Source organism: Pseudomonas sp. LF-5, assembly GCF_037626295.1.
GTDB lineage: Bacteria > Pseudomonadota > Gammaproteobacteria > Pseudomonadales > Pseudomonadaceae > Aquipseudomonas > Aquipseudomonas monsensis.
The window spans coordinates 556,860-576,925 of record NZ_JARKMT010000002.1 but is presented as its reverse complement, the minus strand read 5'-3'; the positions used below and the strand labels follow the sequence as shown (position 1 = coordinate 576,925).

The 20,066-nt window shown below is 61.0% G+C and carries 21 protein-coding genes; 1 reads left to right on the top strand and 20 read right to left on the bottom strand.

Going from position 1 to position 20,066, the window contains the following annotated elements; genetic code table 11:
• Positions 1–12: 12 nt before the first annotated feature.
• From PseuLF5_RS09835 to flhA, 7 genes are all read right to left on the bottom strand, one after another.
• Entirely contained in the window at positions 13–2,289 is a 2,277-nt protein-coding gene (locus PseuLF5_RS09835; RefSeq protein WP_222833409.1) for a chemotaxis protein CheA, read from the bottom strand.
• 36 nt (positions 2,290–2,325) lie between these two features.
• Positions 2,326–3,114 carry a protein phosphatase CheZ gene (locus PseuLF5_RS09830; RefSeq protein ID WP_095190695.1) on the bottom strand — a complete coding sequence of 263 codons (789 nt, stop codon included), beginning with the start codon at positions 3,112–3,114 and terminating at the stop codon, positions 2,326–2,328.
• Between the two features lie 18 nt (positions 3,115–3,132).
• Positions 3,133–3,504, bottom strand: a complete 372-nt coding sequence (locus PseuLF5_RS09825) for a chemotaxis response regulator CheY (protein WP_003183998.1) — start codon at positions 3,502–3,504, stop codon at positions 3,133–3,135.
• Between the two features lie 167 nt (positions 3,505–3,671).
• Positions 3,672–4,412 carry an RNA polymerase sigma factor FliA gene (gene fliA / locus PseuLF5_RS09820; RefSeq protein ID WP_003222919.1) on the bottom strand — a complete coding sequence of 247 codons (741 nt, stop codon included), beginning with the start codon at positions 4,410–4,412 and terminating at the stop codon, positions 3,672–3,674.
• Positions 4,409–5,239: a flagellar synthesis regulator FleN gene (fleN, locus tag PseuLF5_RS09815; RefSeq protein WP_003222917.1), complete on the bottom strand. Its 831-nt coding sequence runs from the start codon at positions 5,237–5,239 to the stop codon at positions 4,409–4,411. The genes fliA and fleN overlap by 4 nt, the downstream gene beginning before the upstream one ends.
• Before the next feature lie 116 nt (positions 5,240–5,355).
• Positions 5,356–6,696 carry a flagellar biosynthesis protein FlhF gene (gene flhF / locus PseuLF5_RS09810; protein WP_123465787.1) on the bottom strand — a complete coding sequence of 447 codons (1,341 nt, stop codon included), beginning with the start codon at positions 6,694–6,696 and terminating at the stop codon, positions 5,356–5,358.
• 11 nt (positions 6,697–6,707) lie between these two features.
• Positions 6,708–8,837: a flagellar biosynthesis protein FlhA gene (flhA, locus tag PseuLF5_RS09805; RefSeq protein ID WP_123465785.1), complete on the bottom strand. Its 2,130-nt coding sequence runs from the start codon at positions 8,835–8,837 to the stop codon at positions 6,708–6,710.
• Between the two features lie 667 nt (positions 8,838–9,504).
• Between flhA and PseuLF5_RS09800 the strand changes: the two genes are divergently transcribed.
• Entirely contained in the window at positions 9,505–9,864 is a 360-nt protein-coding gene (locus PseuLF5_RS09800) for a DUF6124 family protein (RefSeq protein WP_186748458.1), read from the top strand.
• 231 nt (positions 9,865–10,095) lie between these two features.
• On the opposite strand, the gene flhB is transcribed toward PseuLF5_RS09800, so the two are convergent.
• From flhB to fliJ, 13 genes are all read right to left on the bottom strand, one after another.
• A complete protein-coding gene (flhB, locus tag PseuLF5_RS09795) occupies positions 10,096–11,235 on the bottom strand; it encodes a flagellar biosynthesis protein FlhB (protein WP_267804819.1) in 1,140 nt (379 codons plus the stop codon).
• Between the two features lie 3 nt (positions 11,236–11,238).
• Positions 11,239–12,024 carry a flagellar biosynthetic protein FliR gene (fliR, locus tag PseuLF5_RS09790; RefSeq protein ID WP_267804817.1) on the bottom strand — a complete coding sequence of 262 codons (786 nt, stop codon included), beginning with the start codon at positions 12,022–12,024 and terminating at the stop codon, positions 11,239–11,241.
• A gap of 3 nt (positions 12,025–12,027) precedes the next feature.
• Positions 12,028–12,297 carry a flagellar biosynthesis protein FliQ gene (fliQ, locus tag PseuLF5_RS09785; RefSeq protein WP_123465775.1) on the bottom strand — a complete coding sequence of 90 codons (270 nt, stop codon included), beginning with the start codon at positions 12,295–12,297 and terminating at the stop codon, positions 12,028–12,030.
• The gene (gene fliP, locus PseuLF5_RS09780; RefSeq protein WP_123465773.1) at positions 12,294–13,052 is read right to left on the bottom strand and encodes a flagellar type III secretion system pore protein FliP; all 759 of its coding nucleotides are present in this window, start codon (positions 13,050–13,052) and stop codon (positions 12,294–12,296) included. Before fliP ends, fliQ begins: the two co-directional genes overlap by 4 nt.
• Positions 13,052–13,501 (bottom strand): flagellar biosynthetic protein FliO, encoded by a 450-nt coding sequence (fliO, locus tag PseuLF5_RS09775; protein WP_186748329.1) that lies wholly within the window; start codon positions 13,499–13,501, stop codon positions 13,052–13,054. Before fliO ends, fliP begins: the two co-directional genes overlap by 1 nt.
• Positions 13,502–13,960, bottom strand: a complete 459-nt coding sequence (fliN, locus tag PseuLF5_RS09770) for a flagellar motor switch protein FliN (RefSeq protein ID WP_123465769.1) — start codon at positions 13,958–13,960, stop codon at positions 13,502–13,504.
• A 56-nt stretch (positions 13,961–14,016) separates the two neighbouring features.
• Positions 14,017–14,985 (bottom strand): flagellar motor switch protein FliM, encoded by a 969-nt coding sequence (fliM, locus tag PseuLF5_RS09765; RefSeq protein ID WP_003222890.1) that lies wholly within the window; start codon positions 14,983–14,985, stop codon positions 14,017–14,019.
• Positions 14,986–14,994: 9 nt separating this feature from the next.
• Complete coding sequence (gene fliL / locus PseuLF5_RS09760) at positions 14,995–15,498, bottom strand: flagellar basal body-associated protein FliL (protein ID WP_123465767.1); 504 nt, start codon at positions 15,496–15,498, stop codon at positions 14,995–14,997.
• A gap of 162 nt (positions 15,499–15,660) precedes the next feature.
• Positions 15,661–17,019 (bottom strand): flagellar hook-length control protein FliK, encoded by a 1,359-nt coding sequence (locus tag PseuLF5_RS09755; RefSeq protein ID WP_128615726.1) that lies wholly within the window; start codon positions 17,017–17,019, stop codon positions 15,661–15,663.
• 106 nt (positions 17,020–17,125) lie between these two features.
• On the bottom strand, positions 17,126–17,473 hold the full coding sequence (locus tag PseuLF5_RS09750; protein WP_123465763.1) for an Hpt domain-containing protein: 348 nt from the start codon (positions 17,471–17,473) through the stop codon (positions 17,126–17,128).
• A gap of 31 nt (positions 17,474–17,504) precedes the next feature.
• Positions 17,505–19,208, bottom strand: coding sequence for an ATP-binding SpoIIE family protein phosphatase (locus tag PseuLF5_RS09745; protein WP_222833416.1), 1,704 nt, complete (start codon positions 19,206–19,208; stop codon positions 17,505–17,507).
• Positions 19,209–19,213: 5 nt separating this feature from the next.
• Entirely contained in the window at positions 19,214–19,519 is a 306-nt protein-coding gene (locus PseuLF5_RS09740; RefSeq protein WP_128615729.1) for an STAS domain-containing protein, read from the bottom strand.
• A 95-nt stretch (positions 19,520–19,614) separates the two neighbouring features.
• Positions 19,615–20,064 (bottom strand): flagellar export protein FliJ, encoded by a 450-nt coding sequence (gene fliJ, locus PseuLF5_RS09735; protein ID WP_123465757.1) that lies wholly within the window; start codon positions 20,062–20,064, stop codon positions 19,615–19,617.
• Positions 20,065–20,066: the final 2 nt, after the last annotated feature.

Here is a 20,066-nt window from a genome sequence, read left to right as displayed (position 1 = left end):
GCTGCCCCGGATTCAAATACGCCGTGCGGCGTAACGCTTGAGCATGCTAGGAACATCGAGGATCAGCGCGATGCGGCCGTCACCGGTGATGGTGGCGCCGGACATGCCCGGAGTGCCCTGCAGCATTTTGCCCAATGGCTTGATGACCACTTCTTCCTGGCCGACCAGTTGATCGACGACGAAGCCGATCCGCTGGGTGCCCACCGAAAGGATCACCACATGGCCTTCGCGCTGCTCTTCGTGAGCGGCGGAGCTGACCAGCCAGCGCTTGAGGTAGAACAACGGCAACGCCTTGTCCCGCACGATCACCACTTCCTGGCCGTCCACCACGTTGGTGGTCGACAGGTCGAGGTGGAAGATTTCGTTGACGTTGACCAGCGGGAACGCGAACGCCTGATTGCCAAGCATCACCATCAGCGTCGGCATGATCGCCAGGGTCAGCGGCACCTTGATGACGATCTTCGAACCCTGGCCCTTGGTCGAGTAGATGTTGATCGAACCGTTGAGCTGGGAAATCTTGGTCTTCACCACGTCCATGCCGACACCGCGGCCGGACACGTCGGAGATCTCGGTCTTGGTCGAGAAACCCGGGGCGAAGATCAGGTTGTAGCACTCGGTATCGCTCAGGCGATCGGCCGCGTCCTTGTCCATCACGCCGCGTTTTACCGCGATCGAACGCAGGACGTTCGGGTCCATGCCCTTGCCGTCGTCGGAGATCGACAACAGGATGTGGTCGCCTTCCTGCTCGGCCGCCAGCACCACGCGACCGCCACGGGCCTTGCCCGACGCTTCGCGTTCTTCCGGCGACTCGATGCCGTGGTCGACAGCGTTGCGCACCAAGTGGACCAGCGGGTCGGCCAGGGCCTCGACAAGGTTTTTGTCGAGGTCGGTTTCTTCACCCACCAGTTCCAGGTTGATCTCTTTCTTGAGCTGACGCGCGAGGTCGCGAACCAGACGCGGGAAGCGCCCGAAGACCTTCTTGATCGGCTGCATCCGGGTCTTCATCACCGCGGTCTGCAAGTCAGCCGTGACCACGTCGAGGTTCGACACGGCCTTGGACATGGCTTCGTCGCCGCTGTTGAGACCCAGGCGCACCAGGCGGTTACGCACCAGCACCAGTTCGCCGACCATGTTCATGATTTCGTCGAGACGCGCGGTGTCGACTCGCACGGTGGTCTCGGCTTCGCTCGCCGGTTTTTCCGGTGGCGGAGTTGCTGGAGCACGAGCCGGCGCCGGTGCAGCAGCGGCAGCCGGTTTTGGCGTTTCAGCTTTTGGCTCAGGCTTGGCAGCGGCCTTCGGCGCGGCGGCCGGAGCCGCTGCAGCCTTGGCGGCAGGCGCGGCGACTGTCGACGCGGAGCCGGCCGTCGCAGCGCTTGCATCGAACTTGCCTTTGCCGTGCAGCTCGTCGAGCAGCGATTCGAACTCGTGATCGCTGATCAGGTCGCTGCCGGCAGCAGCGGCTACCGGTGCGGCAGGTGCTGCCGGTGCCGAGGCGATCGCCGACTCCAGCGCTTCCACGGCGAAGTTGCCCTTGCCGTGCAACTGATCAAGCAGTGCTTCGAATTCGTCGTCGGTGATGTCCGAGCTGTCGCCCGCCGCCGGGGCCGCAGGCGCCGCCGTCGGTGCAACGGCGTCGGGTGCGAACTGGCCTTTGCCGTGCAACTGATCGAGCAGCGACTCGAACTCGGCATCGGTGATTTCATCGCTGGCGGCCGCTTCGGCAGTTTGCACCGGTGCAGCAACGACCGGGGCTTCGGCTTCGGCCTTGACGGCGTTCAGCGAGTCCAGCAGCTGTTCGAATTCGTTATCGGTGATGTCGCCCGAATCGCCGGAATCGCCTTCGACGACCAGTTCTTCGATCATCTCGGCCACCGGTGAAGCCGGGGCTTCATCGGCCGTTTGCGGCTCGGCCAGACGCGCCAGCGCGGCCAGCAGTTCCGGGGTGGCGGCGGTGATCGGGGCACGTTCACGGACTTCGCTGAACATGCTGTTCACCGCGTCCAGTGCTTCGAGCACCACGTCCATCAGTTCTGCATCAACGCGGCGTTCACCCTTGCGCAGGATGTCGAACACGTTTTCGGCGATGTGACAGCACTCCACCAGCTCGTTGAGCTGAAGGAAGCCGGCGCCCCCTTTTACAGTATGGAAACCGCGAAAAATTGCGTTGAGCAGATCTGCATCATCCGGGCGGCTTTCCAGCTCAACCAGTTGTTCGGACAGTTGCTCAAGAATCTCGCCGGCCTCAACCAGGAAATCCTGAAGGATCTCTTCATCGGCGCCGAAGCTCATTAATGGGGTGCTCCTACAGGTCTAAAAACCTAAAACTCAAAATCCAAGGCTGGATAGCAAATCGTCCACATCGTCCTGACCGGACACAACGTCTTCTCGTTTATCGGCATGAATCTGCGGACCTTCACCCTGCGAGAGATGTTTTTGTGGATCTTTTTCTGCAAGCATCGCGGCGCGGTCATGTTCGATGCCCGCAAAGCGGTCCACCTGACTGGCCATGAGCACGAGTTTGAGCAAATTGCTTTCGACTTCGGTGACCAGTTGGGTCACGCGCTTGATCACCTGACCGGTCAGGTCCTGGTAATCCTGGGCCAGCAGGATGTCGTTGAGGTTGCTCGACACCGCACGGTTGTCCGTGCTGCTGCGCGACAGAAAACCGTCGACCCGACGCGCCAGTTCGCGGAACTCTTCAGCCCCGACCTCACGACGCATGAAGCGACCCCAATCGGTGCTCAGGGCCTGGGCTTCGTCAGCCAGGCCATTGACCACCGGGGTGGCGCTTTCCACCAGATCCATGGTGCGGTTGGCCGCGGCTTCAGTCAGCTTGACCACATAGCCCAGGCGTTCGGTGGCGTCGGTGATTTGCGACACTTCCTCGGCCTGCGGCATGTGCGGATCAATCTGGAAGTTGACGATCGCACTGTGCAGTTCGCGCGTGAGCTTGCCCACTTCCTGATACAGGCCGCGGTCACGGGTCTGATTGAGCTCATGGATCAGTTGCACAGCGTCGCCGAACCTGCCTTTTTCAAGGCTTTCGACCAGTTCGACCGCGTGTTTTTTCAGGGTCGACTCGAAATCGCCCTGTGAAGATTCGTTATGCTCCATAGCTCCCCCGCGCGTTCATCAGCCGATGCGTTCGAAAATCTTCTCGATTTTTTCTTTCAGCGCCTGAGCCGTGAAAGGTTTGACCACGTAGCCGTTCACACCGGCCTGGGCCGCTTCGATGATCTGCTCACGCTTGGCTTCTGCCGTCACCATCAGCACGGGCAGGTGCTTGAGTTTTTCATCGGCACGCACGTGGCGCAGCAGGTCGATACCGGTCATGCCCGGCATGTTCCAGTCCGTTACCAGAAAGTCGATGCTTCCGCTGTTGAGCACCGGAATGGCAGTGGTGCCATCGTCGGCCTCGACGGTGTTGGTGAACCCCAGATCACGCAGCAGGTTCTTGATGATCCGCCGCATCGTTGAGAAGTCATCAACGATGAGGATTTTCATGTTCTTGTCCAATTCGACCTCCAAGCAGTCTTAAACGCGCCCAGCACCTGGACGCGCCATTTCAATCAATCCGGCGTAGCACTCGAAGACTGTCTGGAGCACAACAGAGCAAGACCGGTGCCGTTCATCACCGCACCAGCCTCGTTCGCAGTGTCCCCACACTGCCTTCAGCGCGCTCGCCACTCCCCCAAACGCCCCCGCAAGCGGGCCGCGCACTGGCTGTGTAACTGGCTGACCCGCGACTCACTGACGCCAAGGACTTCACCGATTTCCTTGAGGTTCAGCTCTTCGTCGTAGTACAGCGCCAACACCAGTCGCTCACGCTCCGGCAAATTGGCAATCGCGTCCGCCAGTGCGGCCTGGAAACGTTCATCTTCCAGATCGCGTGACGGCTCAAGATGAGCACTGGCGCCATCCTCGTGCAGCCCTTCGTGTTCGCCGTCCTGCAACAGGTCGTCGAAACTGAACAGGCGGCTGCCCAGGGTGTCATTCAAAATCCCGTAGTAATCGTCGAGACTCAATTGGAGTTCGGCCGCAACCTCGTGATCTTTAGCATCACGGCCGGTTTTAGCTTCAATTGCCCGAATTGCGTCGCTGACCATACGGGTGTTGCGGTGAACCGAGCGTGGCGCCCAGTCCCCTTTACGGACTTCATCGAGCATCGCGCCGCGGATTCGAATGCCCGCGTACGTTTCGAAACTGGCGCCTTTGCTGGCGTCGTATTTGGTCGAGACTTCGAGCAGACCGATCATGCCGGCCTGAATCAGGTCTTCGACCTGCACACTGGCCGGCAAGCGGGCCAGCAAGTGGTAGGCAATGCGTTTGACCAGTGGCGCGTAACGCTCGATCAACTCGTATTGCGCGTCGCGTGCCGACTTCTTGTAGTAATTCATACCGCTGGCGGTCATAGCACAGGCCCTGCCGTTTGCTGCACGAGGCGCTCGACGAAAAATTCCAGGTGGCCGCGCGGGTTCGCCGGCAGCGGCCAGGTGTCGACTTTCTGGGCGATGGCCTTGAACGCCAGGGCGCACTTGGAACGCGGAAAGGCTTCATAGACCGCACGCTGCTTCTGCACCGCCTTACGCACGCTTTCGTCGTAAGGCACGGCGCCGACGTATTGTAGGGCCACGTCAAGGAAGCGATCCGTGACCTTGGTCAACTTGGCGAACAGGTTGCGCCCTTCCTGCGGGCTCTGGGCCATGTTGGCCAGCACGCGGAAGCGGTTCATGCCGTAATCGCGGTTGAGCAGTTTGATCAGCGCGTAGGCGTCGGTAATGGACGTCGGCTCGTCGCAGACCACCAGCAACACTTCCTGCGCGGCGCGTACAAAACTGACTACCGAGTCACCAATACCCGCAGCGGTGTCGATCACCAGCACGTCGAGATTGTCGCCGATGTCGCTGAACGCCTGAATCAGGCCGGCGTGCTGCGCCGGGCTCAGGTGCACCATGCTCTGGGTGCCGGAAGCGGCCGGCACGATGCGGATCCCGCCGGGGCCCTGTAACAGGACGTCGCGCAGCTCGCAGCGGCCTTCGATCACGTCGGCCAAAGTACGTTTGGGGGTCAGTCCCAGCAGAACGTCGACGTTCGCCAGCCCCAGGTCGGCGTCCAGCAGCATGACCCGACGGCCAAGCTCTGCCAGCGCCAGAGACAAGTTCACTGACACGTTAGTCTTGCCGACGCCACCTTTGCCGCCGGTCACCGCGATCACCTGTACGGGATGCATGCTGCCCATGTTATTTCTTTACCTTGTCTTGCATAGACGGAGGCCACATTACTGGCTGCGCGTTCACAACCGGAACAATGCATGGCAGGCCATCGATGTAGGTACAAAAACTGTTCATGAATACCTCAGCCTACCTGCTTGGTCGGGCTGTGATAGATATCAGCGAACATGTCAGCCATGGCTTCTTCGCTGGGTTCTTCCTGCATTTGCACGCTGACGGCGCGGCTGACCAGTTGATGACGGCGCGGCAGATGCAGATCATCCGGAATCCGTGGGCCATCGGTCAGGTACGCGACCGGCAATTCATGACTGATCGCCAGGCTCAACACTTCGCCAAGGCTGGCCGTTTCATCCAGTTTAGTCAGGATGCACCCGGCAAGCCCGCAACGCTTGTAACTGTGATAAGCGGCGGTTAGAACCTGTTTCTGGCTGGTGGTTGCCAGCACCAGATAATTTTTTGAACGGATGCCGCGCCCGGCCAGACTTTCCAGCTGCATGCGCAGGGCCGGATCACTGGCTTGCAGGCCGGCAGTATCAATCAGCACCACGCGTTTGCGCAGCAACGGATCCAGCGCCTGCACCAGCGACTGGCCCGGATCAACGTGCGTCACCGGCACATTGAGAATCCGCCCGAGGGTCTTGAGCTGTTCCTGTGCACCGATGCGGAAGCTGTCCATGCTCACCAGCGCCACGTTGTGCGCGCCGTATTTGAGCACATAACGCGCGGCCAGTTTGGCCAGAGTGGTGGTCTTGCCCATGCCGGCCGGGCCGACCATGGCAATCACCCCGCCCTCTTCCAGCGGCTCGACTTCCGGCACGGCAATCATCCGCGCCAGATGCGCGAGCAACATGCGCCAGGCCTGACGCGGCTCTTCGATATCGGTGATCATCGACAGCAGATCGCGCGACAGCGGGCCGGACAGGCCGATGCGCTGCAGACGGCGATACAGATTGGCCTGCGCCGGGCGGCTGCCTTGCAGCTGATTCCAGGCCAGGGTGCCAAGCTGCACTTCCATCAGTTCGCGCAGGCTGTTCAATTCGAAGCGCATCGAGTCCAGTGCACGCGGGTCGACACCGCCGGAGGACTGCGCAGGTGCCGGAGCCGGACGCGCCGGAGCGGCGTAGGCCGGCTCGCTCAACGGTTCGGCAGCAGTCAGCGGCAGGCCGGCCGTCAACGGCAGCCCGGCGAACAACTGGCGATTGGTATTGCCGTCGGCTTCGCCACGCAGGCTCAGTTCGGCCTGGGCGGTGACGATGCGCGATTGGGTCTTGCGCAGCTCGTCTTCGAGTTCCATGTTCGGAACCCGAGGCGCCAGCGCCGACAATTTGTAATCCAGCGCCGCCGTCAGCTCGACGCCGCCGGCAATGCGGCGGTTGCCAATGATGGCGGCATCAGCGCCCAGCTCATCACGAACCAGCTTCATGGCCTGACGCATATCGGCGGCGAAAAAACGCTTAACTTGCATAAACCACTACCTCAGCCGTTGGGCCCTACTGTCGCAACGATGGTCACTTGCTTGTTGTCCGGAATTTCCTGGTAGGCCAGCACGTGCAATCCAGGGACTGCCAGGCGACCAAAGCGCGAGAGCATCGCGCGTATCGGGCCGGCTACCAAGAGGATCACCGGCTGACCTTGCATTTCCTGACGCTGCGCCGCTTCGATCAACGAACGCTGCAGCTTCTCGGCCATGCTCGGCTCCAGCAGAACGCCCTCTTCCGAGCCTTGTCCTGCCTTCTGCAGACTATTGAGCAATATTTGTTCCAACCTTGGCTCCAGGGTGATCACAGGCAGCTCGGACTCAGTGCCTACAATGCTTTGGACGATGGCGCGAGAAACGCCAACCCGGACCGCAGCCACCAATGCGGCGGTATCTTGACTCTTGGCAGCGTTGTTGGCGATGGCTTCGGCGATGCTGCGGATATCGCGCACCGGCACGTGTTCGGCCAACAGCGCCTGCAGCACCTTGAGCAGTTGCGACAGCGACACCACACCCGGCACCAGCTCCTCAGCCAGTTTCGGCGAGCTTTTGGCCAGCAATTGCATGAGTTGCTGCACTTCTTCGTGGCCGATCAGCTCACTGGAGTGCTTGTACAGAATCTGGTTCAAGTGAGTCGCGACCACGGTACTGGCATCGACCACGGTGTAACCGAGCGATTGTGCCTGCGCACGCTGGCTGATCTCGATCCACACCGCCTCCAGGCCAAAAGCCGGATCTTTGGCGTTGATCCCGTTGAGCGTGCCGTAGACCTGCCCCGGGTTGATCGCCAGTTCGCGATCGGGATAGATCTCGGCTTCGGCGAGGATCACACCCATCAGGGTCAGGCGATAAGCGCTCGGGGCCAGGTCGAGGTTGTCGCGAATGTGCACGGTCGGCATCAGGAAGCCCAGATCCTGCGAGAGCTTCTTGCGCACGCCCTTGATTCGCGCCAGCAATTGCCCACCCTGATTGCGGTCGACCAGCGGAATCAGACGATAGCCGACTTCCAGGCCGATCATGTCGATCGGTGTCACGTCGTCCCAGCCCAGCTCTTTGGTTTCCATGGCGCGGGCCGGCGACGGCAGCAGTTCCTGCTGGCGCTTGACCTCTTGCAGAGCCTGCACCTTGGCGACGTTCTGCTTCTTCCAGAACAGGTACGCGCCACCGGCAGCCAGCGCGGCCATGCTCAGGAACGAGAAATGCGGCATGCCCGGCACCAGGCCCATGACCGCCATCAGGCCCGCCGCCACCGCCAGCGCTTTGGGCGAGGCGAACATCTGACGATTGATCTGCTTGCCCATGTCTTCCGAACCGGAAGCACGGGTCACCATGATCGCCGCCGCTGTCGATAACAACAGTGATGGCAATTGCGCCACCAAACCGTCACCGATGGTCAGCAAGGCGTAAACCTTGCCGGCGTCGGCAAAACTCATGTTGTGCTGGAAGATACCAACGGCCATGCCGCCGATCAGGTTGATGAACAGAATCAGCAGGCCGGCGATGGCGTCACCCCGGACGAACTTGCTGGCACCGTCCATCGAACCGTAGAACTCGGCTTCCTGAGCAACTTCGGAACGCCGGGCCTTGGCCTGGTTCTGGTCGATCAGGCCGGCGTTGAGGTCGGCGTCGATCGCCATTTGTTTGCCGGGCATTGCGTCGAGGGTGAAGCGTGCGCTCACCTCGGAAATCCGCCCGGCACCCTTCGTCACCACGACGAAGTTGATGATCATGAGGATCGCGAACACCACGATACCGACCACGTAGTTACCGCCGATCACCACCTCACCGAAGGCCTGGATCACCTTGCCGGCAGCGGCGTGGCCGTCCTGACCGTGGAGCATCACCACCCGCGTCGAGGCCACGTTCAGCGCCAGCCGCAGCAGCGTCGCCACCAGCAGAATGGTCGGGAACACCGCGAAATCCAGCGGCCGCAATGCATAGACGCAGACCAGCAGGACGACGATCGACAGGGCAATGTTGAAGGTGAAGAACACGTCGAGCAGGAACGGCGGCACCGGCAACATCATCATCGCCAGCATGACCAGCAGCAACAATGGCACGCCCAGATTGCCTCGACTGAGGTCGGCAACATTCGAGCGAGCAGTGTTGAATAACTGAGAGCGATCCACCGGTTTTCCCCGTTCCTTTAAAGCAAACTTTTGACGCCCAGAGCGGGCTCACGGCGGGTACTGCAAGAAGCTTTCCAACTTTTGCCAAGGATTGAAACAGAGAGGGAGGTGTACGCGACCCCTGTAGGCCTTTGCCTGCTCGCGATGAGGATTTTTCCAGTCAATACATTCAAACCAGACAGACCGCTATCGCGAGCAGGCGAAGGCCTACAGGGGACCGCATTCCAGATGTCAGATTGAAATGCAATCCAAATGTGGGAGCGAGCTTGCTCGCGAAGGGGCCCTTATGTTCGGCGCAAATTTCTTCATTAAACGAATATGTTTAAAAGACACCTTCAGACACGTCTTACAGGCTACAAATTCTTGCGCCATTGCCTACAGCTACGCCAGAATCCGCCGGCTTGTGCGCTTTGGGGTCGGGTTCTATTGTGGATCGGTCGCTGACGAATCAGCGATCGGGTTTAGCGACTCGAACTCAAGTCAAAGGTGCATCAGCGTTCCAGGCTTCGTTGCGGATCTGTATTTTCGCGATTTCGTCATGGTGGCTGTATGCGGGAGACCTTCGGGTCTACCGGTTGCCTTTGACCGGTTCGCTAACCTGCGTACAGCCGCCACCCCTCCTGTTTAGCGACAGGATTTGGCGGCTCCACCTCAAAGGAGCTTTACCATGATCAAACCAACACCCAACCCGCCCGAAACCGACGCCACCTCCCCCTACGAATCCCTCGACTCAAAAAAACTCCACGAAGCCGCCGACCGCGCCCTCGATCACTACCTCTGCCCGCCCGGCTCCACCCCACTGCCACGCAGAAGCCGCGGGATGTACGCCGTCACCGCCGACTTCAAAAACGAGGAACTGCTGGTCGATGCCAGCGACACACTCGCTTCAGCCAGAACCATCGCCCATGACGCCGCCGCCCTGTTGCCGGTAGCGCAGCGCCGGACGCTGTTGGGGATTGCGCAATTGATAATGCTGAGCGAGCTGGCGGTGAACCGCGCGCTGGATAATCTGCAATTGCCTCAATAGCAGGGATCTGTGACAAGCACCGAGCAAGGCGTTGTGGCCGCTGACGCCTTCGCGGGCAAGCCCGCTCCCACAGGGGACGATGTTGCTCACAAACCTGTGTTTACACGCACAACCTGTGGGAGCGGGCTTGCCCGCGAAGGCGGCCTCACAGCCAGCACAAGTCTTAATGCATAAAAAAACCGCCGCCCGGTTCAATCGGGACGGCGGTTTTTTTGTTTCATCACGGCAGAGTCAGGAATCACGCCGCAGATCGGGCGGAATCGGCAAGTCGTCCTTGAGCGGGTCCGGGCGTTTGCCCTTGCCCGCACGGTACTGACGGATCTGGTAGACGTAGGCCAACACCTGAGCGACGGCCAGATACAGCCCGCCGGGGATTTCCTGCTCCAGCTCGGTGGAGTAGTAGATCGAACGCGCCAGGGCCGGCGATTCGAGGAGCATGACGTTGTTGGCCACGGCGATTTCGCGGATTTTCAGTGCGAGGAAGTCGCTGCCCTTGGCCAGCAGCACCGGTGCCCCGCCCTTCTCCGAGTCGTACTTGAGCGCCACAGCGTAGTGGGTCGGGTTGGTGATGACCACGTCGGCATCGGGAATCGCCGCCATCATCCGCCGCTGGGACATCTCGCGCTGCACCTGACGGATCCGCTGCTTGACCTCGGGCCGGCCTTCCTGATCCTTGTGCTCGTCGCGCACTTCCTGCTTGGTCATCTTGAGCTTTTTCATGCTCTCCCAGATCTGCACCGGCACGTCCACCGCCGCGATCAGGATCAACCCGCAGGCCATCCACAATGTGCTCCAGCCAACCAGCAAGACGCTGTGAATGATCGCCTGGTCCAGCGGCTCATGGGCAATGCGCAGCAGGTCGTCGACGTCCGCCGACAACACCACGAGCGCCACCGCCAGCACGATGAAAAACTTCGCCAGCGCCTTGAGCAGCTCGACAATCGCCTTCATCGAAAACATGCGCTTGAGACCGGCGCCGGGGTTCATCCGGCTGAACTTGGGCGCCATGGAACCGGCGGCAAACAGCCAGCCACCGAGGGCGATCGGCCCCAGCAATGCAGCGAGCAGCAAGGTGATCATGATCGGCTGAATCGCCACCAGGGCGATCTTCCCTGAATGCAGGAGAAAGGTGCCCATCGAGCGTTGATCCATGATCACTTCCCGCGACAGCGAGAAGTTCATGCGCATCAGCTCCATCAGTTCCTGCGCGAGCATGCCGCCGAAAATCAGCAGGCCACCGGCGCCGGCCAGCATCACCGCGAGGGTGTTGAGCTCTTTGGAGCGCGCAACCTCACCCTTTTCACGGGAATCCTTTTTGCGTTTCTCCGTGGGGTCTTCTGTTTTGTCCTGACCGCTTTCGCTCTCAGCCATGACTCAGCGCGCCTGTGCCAGTTCGCGTAAAAACTGCAGAGCCTCGGCGGCCAGCGGTTGATACTGATTGAGAATGTCCGCCAGACCGACCCAGACGATGAACAGGCCGAGCACCAGGGTCAGCGGGAAACCGATGGAGAAGATGTTCAGTTGCGGCGCCGCGCGGGTCATGACGCCAAAGGCGATGTTGACCACCAGCAGCGCCGTGATCGCCGGCAAGACCAGCAACAGCGCCGCACCCAGGACCCAGCCGAGTTTGCCGGCCAGCTCCCAGTAATGTGCGGTCATCAGACCGCTGCCGACCGGCAGCGTGGTGAAACTCTCGGTGAGGACTTCGAACACCACCAGGTGGCCGTTCATCGACAGGAACAGCAAGGTCACCAGCATGGTGAAGAACTGCCCGATCACCGCCACCGACACGCCGTTGGTGGGGTCGACCATCGAGGCGAACCCCATGCCCATCTGGATCGCGACAATCTGCCCGGCCACCACAAAGGCCTGGAAAAACAGTTGCAGGGAAAAGCCGAGAATCGCGCCGATCAGAATCTGCTCGGCAATCAGCAGCAAGCCGCTCAGGTCCAGCGCATTGACCGCCGGCATCGGCGGCAGGTTGGGCGCGATCACCACAGTAATGGCCATGGCGAAGTACAGCCGAATGCGCTTCGGCACCAGGGTCGTACCGAACACCGGCATGACCATCAGCACCGCGCCGACGCGAAACAGCGGCAACATGAATGTCGCCACCCAGGTACTGATCTGGGTGTCGGTCAGCTGAAGCAGCGATTGCATGGCTTAGCCAATGACCATCGGGATGTTGTGGTACAGCTGGATGATGTATTCCATGAAAGTCTGCACCAGCCACGGGCCGGCGACGATCAGCGTCACCAGCATCACCAGCAGTCGCGGCAGGAAACTCAGGGTCTGTTCGTTGATCTGCGTGGCGGCCTGGAACATTGCCACCAGCAGGCCGACCAACAGGCTCGGAATCACCAGCACCGCGACCATCAGCGTGGTCAGCCACAATGCTTCGCGGAAAATGTCGACCGCAACTTCAGGGGTCATGGCGAGACACCGCCGAAGCTGCTCGCCAGGGTGCCGATAATCAGCGCCCAACCATCCACCAGGACAAACAGCATGATCTTGAACGGCAGGGAAATGATCAGCGGCGAGAGCATCATCATCCCCATCGCCATCAGCACACTGGCCACGACCAGGTCGATGATCAGGAACGGAATGAAGATCATGAAGCCGATCTGGAACGCGGTTTTAAGCTCCGAGGTGACGAAGGCCGGCACCAGAATAGTCAGCGGCGCCTGATCCGGCGTGGCGATGTCCGTGCGCTTGGACAAGCGCATGAACAGCTCCAGATCGCTGCTGCGGGTCTGGGCGAGCATGAAGTCCTTGATCGGCACCTGGGCCTTTTCCACTGCCTGTTGCGCGGTGAGTTTTTCCGCCAGGTACGGCTGCAGCGCATCGTTGTTCACCCGATCGAACACCGGGGCCATGATGAACAGCGTCAGAAACAGCGCCATGCCGGTGAGGATCTGGTTCGACGGCGTCTGTTGCAGGCCAAGGGCCTGACGCAGGATCGAGAAGACAATGATGATCCGGGTGAAACTGGTCATCAGCATGACGAACGCCGGAATGAAGCTCAGCGCGGTCATGATCAGCAGGATCTGCAGGCTGACCGAATACTCCTGCGCGCCGTCGGCGTTGGTGCCCAGCGTGATCGCCGGGATCGACAACGGATCGGCGGCGAACGCCAGCGGCGCGGCCAGCAACAGGGCCAGCGTCAAGACGATGCGTAGCGCACCCATTACTTCTTATCCTTCTGATCCTTGCCGAGCATCTTCAACAGATGCTGGGCAAACTCCGGAGTGGCTTTCTCGCTGGTCGCCGGCACCGGCACTGGCTCCTTGAGCACGTGCAGCGCGGTGATGGTACCGGGGCTCAGGCCGAGCAGAATCTGTTCGTTGCCGACCTGCACCAGCATCAGCCGGTCACGCGGCCCGAGGGCGCGCGAACCGATCAGTTCGATCACCTGGCCCTTGCCGGCAGGACCGGCCTGCTGCACACGGCGCAACAGCCAGGCGAGGAAAAAGATCAGCCCCAGCACCAACAACAAGCCGAACACCAGTTGCGTCAGTTGCCCGGCCACACCGCTGTTGACCGCCGGTGCGGCGGCTGCGGCGGCAGGTGCGGCGGCCGGTTCCGCCGCCAGCACGCTCAATGGCAACGCCAGCAACGCCCAGAGAAACCGTTTCACTCAGCGCAGCTTCTTGATGCGTTCGCTTGGGCTGATCACGTCGGTCAGGCGGATGCCGAACTTCTCGTTGACCACCACCACTTCGCCGTGCGCGATCAGCGTACCGTTGACCAGTACGTCCAATGGCTCACCGGCCAGACGATCGAGCTCGATCACCGAACCCTGGTTCAGTTGCAGCAGGTTGCGGATGTTGATGTCGGTGCTGCCGACTTCCATCGAGATCGACACCGGAATGTCGAGGATCACGTCCAGGTTCGGACCGTCCAGCGTCACTGGATCGTTGTTCTTCGGCACGCTGCCGAACTCTTCCATCGGCAGACGGTTGGAGCTGGCCGTACCGGCGTCAGCGGCCAGCAGTGCGTCGATGTCAGCCTGGCTGCCATCACCGGTCTCTTCCAGGGCCGCAGCCCATTCATCAGCCAGTGCCTGATCGTCCTGGGCGTTCATATCGTCGTTCATCATTTGTCCTCGGCGGGCAACAATTCAGTTAAATGCGTGGGAATAAGAGCGGCGCTTCAGCGACGCTCGATCGGCTCGATCACCTGCAACGCGAGGTTGCCTTTGTGCGAGCCCATCTTGACCTTGAAGGCCGGTACGCCGTTGGCGCGCATGATCATGTCTTCCGGCATTTCCACCGGGATCACATCCCCCGGCTGCATGTGCAGGATGTCGCGCAGCTTCAACTGACGGCGGGCCACGGTGGCGCCGATCGGTACGTCGACATCGAGCACGTCCTGACGCAGGGCGTTGACCCAGCGCTCGTCCTGATCGTCGAGGTCCGACTGGAAACCGGCGTCGAGCATTTCGCGCACCGGCTCGATCATCGAGTACGGCATGGTCACGTGCAGGTCACCGCCGCCGCCATCGAGTTCGATGTGGAAGGTGGAGACCACAATCGCTTCGCTCGGGCCGACGATGTTGGCCATGGCCGGGTTCACTTCCGAGTTGATGTACTCGAAGTTGACTTCCATGATCGCCTGCCAGGCTTCTTTCAAGTCGACGAACGCCTGCTCCAGCACCATGCGTACTACGCGCAGTTCGGTCGGGGTGAATTCACGCCCTTCGATCTTGGCGTGACGGCCGTCGCCGCCGAAGAAGTTGTCCACCAGCTTGAACACCAGTTTGGCGTCGAGGATGAACAGTGCGGTGCCGCGCAGCGGTTTGATCTTGACCAGGTTGAGGCTGGTCGGCACGTACAGCGAGTGCACGTATTCGCCGAACTTCATCACCTGGACGCCACCGACGGCAACGTCTGCCGAGCGGCGCAGCATGTTGAACATGCTGATGCGGGTGTAACGGGCAAAACGCTCGTTGATCATTTCCAGAGTCGGCATGCGTCCACGGACGATGCGATCCTGGCTGGTCAGGTCGTAGCTTTTGACACTGCCGGGTTCGGCAGCGTTATCGGTCTGTACCAGACCATCGTCGACACCATGCAACAGCGCGTCGATTTCATCCTGGGACAGCAGATCCTGCACGGCCATGTCGTGTTCCTACTGCAGTACGAAATTAGTGAAAAGCAACTGTTCGATCACCACTTTGCCCAGCTCTTTCTGCGCCACTTCCTGGACGCTGGCTGTGGCCTTCTGGCGCAGCATCTCCTGGCCGACCGGGGTCGCCAGTGTGGCGAAATCCTGACCGGAGAAGAGCATTACCAGGTTGTTGCGGATCACCGGCATGTGCACTTTGAGCGCTTCGAGATCAGCCTGATTACGCGCCAGCATGGTGATGCTCACCTGCATGTAGCGCTGACGGCCGTTCTGGTTGAAGTTGGCGACAAACGCCGGCGCCATCGGCTCGAAGATCGCCGGCTGCTTGCCGACCGGCGCGGCTTCGGCCGCTGCGGCAGGTTTGCTCTGAGCACTGTGCATGAAGTACCAGGTTGCGCCCACGGACACACCGATCGCCAGCAGCAGAGCCACCACGATCAGGATGATCATCTTGAGTTTGCCTTTGGTCGCGGGGTCTTTTACAGCTGCTGCTTCGCTCTTCGCCATGCCAATAATCCGTCACTAATCGGGTTTTCACAGTCGCACCGCAAGGCAAGAGCAAGTGTTATGCCAGAAGTGTCGGAGCACAGGACGAGAGGGAATGGTGAATCGATGCAAGCGCCTGTGGGAGCTGGCTTGCCAGCCCCCACAGATTTCAGGGAGGGTGTATCAGGCGTAATAGTCGACGGCGCTGGAGCCAATCACGCTGGTGGTTTGAGCAGCCGCTTCCGCCACTGCCGCCGGCGTCAATTCTTCTTCAGCCGAGTCCAGACGACCACCCGCAGCGCTGGTGCGCCCAGTCTGGCCCTGCTGCGCCTGCTCCTGGCCTTGACCCTGCCAGCCACGCCCCTGATCGGACACGTTGACGTCGACCTGACCCATGCCCTGCTGGGTGAACATGTCGCGCAGGCGATGCATCTGCCCGTCCAGCGCTTCACGCACACTTGGGTGCGCGCTCATGAACGTCACTTGCGTCTGCTGATCCGGCACCATGTTCACGCGGATATCCAGACGCCCCAGTTCCGCGGGCTGCAATTGAATGTCCGCCGCCTTCAGGTTGGCGCTCGACAGGTACATGACGCGGTTGACCACTTCTTCGGTCCAGCCGCTCTGATGCATGGCGATCGGCTGGTTCACCGGAACGGCGTTCGCGGTCTTCGGCGTCGCCGCTTGGGTCAGCGCCGCCAGACGGTTGGCGAAGTCATCGACACGAGTATCGCTGGTGGCGGCTTTCAGGTCTTTGAGGCCATCTTCGATCAGCCCGCTGAATGCTTTTTCGCCACCCTGGCTGGTGCTGTCCTTGTCGGCCTGCACGTCGAGCATGCTGGCCATGCCGGCGGCGAAGTTCTGCGCCGAAGTCAGCTCGCCATCAGCCTGCGCCTGCGCAGGCGTGGCTTTCGGCTGGGCCTGGCTGGCGGCGGAAATGTGCCCGCCCTGCTCCATCGCCATGCGTACGACGGGCAATGCATCGAGCGGATCGGCTTCTGGGTCGAAAGCACTGTCGGGCGCCGGGTCTTTGACCGCATTCGGCAAGACCGCCACCGCCGGCGCTTCGCTGGCTGCCGGTGCCGGCGTTGCAACCACTGGCGCCTGCACGACGGGCGGCGTCACCGCCGGCTGCACGGCGACGGCCAGCGCCGGATCCAGTGTCGGATCTACTGGCGCGGTATCGGCCACCGGCGTTTGCGCAGTATCGCGGGTGTCGTCGCTGGCGCTCTGGTCGTCACTCGCCGCCGGCTTGTCGGCAGGCAACGCTTTGCCGCTATCGGCAACCGGCGGTTGCGGGGCGGCAGACTGGTCTTGGCCGACGTCCTTTTTGCCGCTGTTATCGGCCGTCTTGTCACGCGCTGGTTTCGCCGGGTTGTCGGCGCTCACGGCGGGCTTGGCAGGGGCCTGATCGGCGAATACCTGAGCGAAGCTCGAAGCCTTGTCCCCGGCGTCTGCGGCCGTCGCCGGCGCTTTGGACGAGGCGGCTTGCGCCTTGGCCTGAGCGGCGGTCTGAAGAAGAATATTGGGGGTCGCAGGCATAACACGGTCTCCGCTGCACTGGGATCGTAGGTACAGTTGGAAGAGATAACTGCAAGTGCCGGGCCAGTTTCACCCGACACTCGATAAAAGCGCCGGACGGCGGCTTTCAGTGGGTCAGTGCGTGTTGCCGCTCGTCTTCATAAACCGGGCGTACTTCGCAGAACTCGCTGCTGATATCAGCGACCAGCCTGGCAATTTCCGAGGGGCTCTTGTCTTTGGCCTCGGCCTCCAGCTCATGACAGAGTTCTGCCAGGCGCACAGCGCCCATGTTGCTGGCGCTGCCCTTGAAACTATGGGCAACCTCGGACAACACCTTGGCATCAGCGGTCTTTTGCAGCTCATGCAAGCGACTTTCGGAATCGGCCAGAAAGGTATCCAGCAGTTCCGGATAGCCGTCCTCCATGACTTCGCGCAAGAGGCTCAAGGCCTCGCGATCCACATGTTTGTCAGTCACTTGTTCACTCCTTGATCAAGAATTGCGCCGATTATGCCTGAACCTCCCAGAAAAACTCCACGCGGGCACTACGACCTTCGTCCGACCAACTGGCGTTATGCCCCAATTGCCGGACCAGGCTGACACCTCGCCCCGACAGACGGACGCCGTCGAGGGGGCGCTCCATGATCCGGGCCACATCGAAACCCTTGCCACTGTCTTCGACCCGAATGATCAGACGCCCACCCTCGCCGTGCGGCAACACCTGCAAATGTACGCGCACGAAGCCTTCCTGCAACGCCTCCAGCCTCGCGTTGCGCTGCTGGTAATAACGAGCAAAACCCTCGGCGTCGCGCTTGAGGCTGGAATCGAGCCCGAGCACACCGTGTTCCAGCGCATTGGAATACAGTTCGGCAAGCACGCTGTACAGCGCACCGCTTTGCGCCCGCAAGCCATGCACCTCCAGAAGCAGTTGCAAAAGATAGGGCAAAGGATTGAAGCGCTGGAGCGTGGCGCCGCGAAACTCGAAGCTCACCGACCAGTCCAGCGGGCAGGATTGGCCGCTGTCGGAATACACCGGAGCCGGCAGACGAACCTGTGCCGGCGCCAGCAGACTGACCTCGACCATGCTCACATCGTCACGTGCCTCACCACGAAAATCGCGCAGCGCCTGCTCGATATCGTCAAACAGCCGATCAGGCTCACGACTGGCGGCGAACACCCGCTGCAAGCGTTCAACGCCGAACAACTGATCGTTGGCATCACTGGTGTCGATGACTCCATCGGAGAGCAGAAACACCCGATCACCGACCGCCATCGAGTGCACTTCCGTACGATCGTCAAACGCCTGCGGACTCAGCACCCCCAACGGCAAATGACGCGCAGCCAGCGGCTCACGCTCGCCCGTGGCAATCCGGTGCAGATACCCGTCGGGCATGCCGCCGTTCCACACCTCCACCGAGCGACGCTGAAAACTCAGGCACAACAATGTCGCGCAGCAGAACATGTCCACCGGCAGGATGCGTTTGAGCTTGGCATTCATTTCGCGCAGGGTTTCGGCCAGGCCATAGCCTTTGGCGGTCATGCCGTAGAACACTTCGGCCAGAGGCATCGCGCCCACCGCCGCCGGCAGACCGTGGCCGGTAAAATCGCCGAGCAGGACGTGCATGTCCCCGGCCGGCGTGTACGCGGCCAGCAACAGATCGCCATTGAACAGCGCATAAGGCGATTGCAGGTAGCGGATGTTCGGTGCACTCAGGCAGCCGGAATGCGCGACCTTGTCGAACACCGCTTTGGCCACGCGCTGTTCGTTAAGCAGGTAATCGTGGTGTCGGGCGATCAGGTCGCGCTGTTGCAGGACCGTAGCCTGCAAGCGGCGCAAGCGATCCATCGCCTTGATTTTGGCGGCAAGAATCACCTGGTTGTAAGGCTTCGCCAGAAAATCGTCGCCACCGGCCTCCAGACAACGCGCCAGCGCCTCGCTTTCGGTGAGCGAGGTCAGAAAGATGATCGGCACCAGGGTTTCCCCGGCCAGCACCTTGATCTGCTGTGCCGCCTGAAACCCATCCATCACCGGCATCATCGCGTCCATCAGCACCAGGTGCGGTTGCTGCTGACGGAATACTTCAACCGCTTCGGCGCCGTTGGCTGCCGTCAGCACTTCATGACCCTGACGGCGAACGATGGTCGACAACAGCAAGCGATCGGCAGCACTGTCTTCGGCGATCAGGATGGTCAGCGGCTCTTGCGCCTGCATGACGGTCAACTGATGTCGAACAGTTTGTCGAAATTGGAGATAGCGAGGATCTTGCGCACGTCGGAGTTGCTGTTGACGACCCGTACATCAGAGTGATCGCCGCCGGCGTGATCGCGCAGCAAAAGCAGCATGCCCAGCGCCGAGCTGTCGAGATAGGTGGCCTCTTTGAGGTCAACCACAATGGACCCGGGTTTTTTTTCAACCCTCTCGTAGGCTTCGCGAAACTCCTGGTGCCGGCCGAAATCGAAACGCCCCCTGACCGAGATCGTCAGTTTTTTTCCATCCGCAGAGACTTCTGTAACGACTGACATTGACTGGCTTCCTTGTCATTGACGAACGTGTACAAGGTTTAGCACTTGGACAGGTTTGGGGCAAGGCTGGAGGCCGGATCAAATGGGGGAGCGATTTAAAACGAATCATGGCGCGGCAAGCGCTGGGCCAGTTCGTCCAGCAGCTTCTGCTCGCGCTTGTCCTCGGCCCGCTGCGCCTCTTCGCGATAACGCTGCACCAGCTTGCGCAAACCTTCGACGCGGGCGAAGGCCTGTTGCCAGGCCTCACGGGCCTTCTCGAGGTTGTTCTGGTGCCAGACCAGGCTCTGGCGCTGCTGATCGACGGCGGTGTCGAGTTGCGCGAGAAAGCCTTGAAAGCCCAGCAGCCATTGCCCGGTTACCCCGGTGCTGCCGCGCACGATCCATTGCTCGGAATAATCCAGACGAAAGGCGTGGAGGTCGGCGAGCTTGCTTTGCGCCACTTTCACCTGCCCCTGGAAATACCCCAGGCGCTGCACGGCGGCTTTCTCGGCCTTCTCGGCCATGTCCACCACCGGCGCCAGTCGCGCGGCTCGACTCAGGGCCATGA

Coding starts and splice junctions, on each gene's coding strand:
- fliA (WP_003222919.1), bottom strand. CDS start 4,412: ATGACCGCCAGCGGTATGAATTACTACAAGAAGTCGGCACGCGACGCG.
- fliN (WP_123465769.1), bottom strand. CDS start 13,960: ATGAACGACGATATGAACGCCCAGGACGATCAGGCACTGGCTGATGAA.
- fliR (WP_267804817.1), bottom strand. CDS start 12,024: ATGCAATCGCTGCTTCAGCTGACCGACACCCAGATCAGTACCTGGGTG.
- fliP (WP_123465773.1), bottom strand. CDS start 13,052: ATGGGTGCGCTACGCATCGTCTTGACGCTGGCCCTGTTGCTGGCCGCG.
- PseuLF5_RS09830 (WP_095190695.1), bottom strand. CDS start 3,114: ATGGAGCATAACGAATCTTCACAGGGCGATTTCGAGTCGACCCTGAAA.
- fliJ (WP_123465757.1), bottom strand. CDS start 20,064: ATGGCCCTGAGTCGAGCCGCGCGACTGGCGCCGGTGGTGGACATGGCC.
- PseuLF5_RS09745 (WP_222833416.1), bottom strand. CDS start 19,208: ATGCAGGCGCAAGAGCCGCTGACCATCCTGATCGCCGAAGACAGTGCT.
- PseuLF5_RS09835 (WP_222833409.1), bottom strand. CDS start 2,289: ATGAGCTTCGGCGCCGATGAAGAGATCCTTCAGGATTTCCTGGTTGAG.
- fliQ (WP_123465775.1), bottom strand. CDS start 12,297: ATGACCCCTGAAGTTGCGGTCGACATTTTCCGCGAAGCATTGTGGCTG.
- fleN (WP_003222917.1), bottom strand. CDS start 5,239: ATGGGCAGCATGCATCCCGTACAGGTGATCGCGGTGACCGGCGGCAAA.
- flhF (WP_123465787.1), bottom strand. CDS start 6,696: ATGCAAGTTAAGCGTTTTTTCGCCGCCGATATGCGTCAGGCCATGAAG.
- fliM (WP_003222890.1), bottom strand. CDS start 14,985: ATGGCCGTGCAGGATCTGCTGTCCCAGGATGAAATCGACGCGCTGTTG.
- fliL (WP_123465767.1), bottom strand. CDS start 15,498: ATGGCGAAGAGCGAAGCAGCAGCTGTAAAAGACCCCGCGACCAAAGGC.
- PseuLF5_RS09800 (WP_186748458.1), top strand. CDS start 9,505: ATGATCAAACCAACACCCAACCCGCCCGAAACCGACGCCACCTCCCCC.
- flhB (WP_267804819.1), bottom strand. CDS start 11,235: ATGGCTGAGAGCGAAAGCGGTCAGGACAAAACAGAAGACCCCACGGAG.
- PseuLF5_RS09755 (WP_128615726.1), bottom strand. CDS start 17,019: ATGCCTGCGACCCCCAATATTCTTCTTCAGACCGCCGCTCAGGCCAAG.
- PseuLF5_RS09825 (WP_003183998.1), bottom strand. CDS start 3,504: ATGAAAATCCTCATCGTTGATGACTTCTCAACGATGCGGCGGATCATC.
- PseuLF5_RS09740 (WP_128615729.1), bottom strand. CDS start 19,519: ATGTCAGTCGTTACAGAAGTCTCTGCGGATGGAAAAAAACTGACGATC.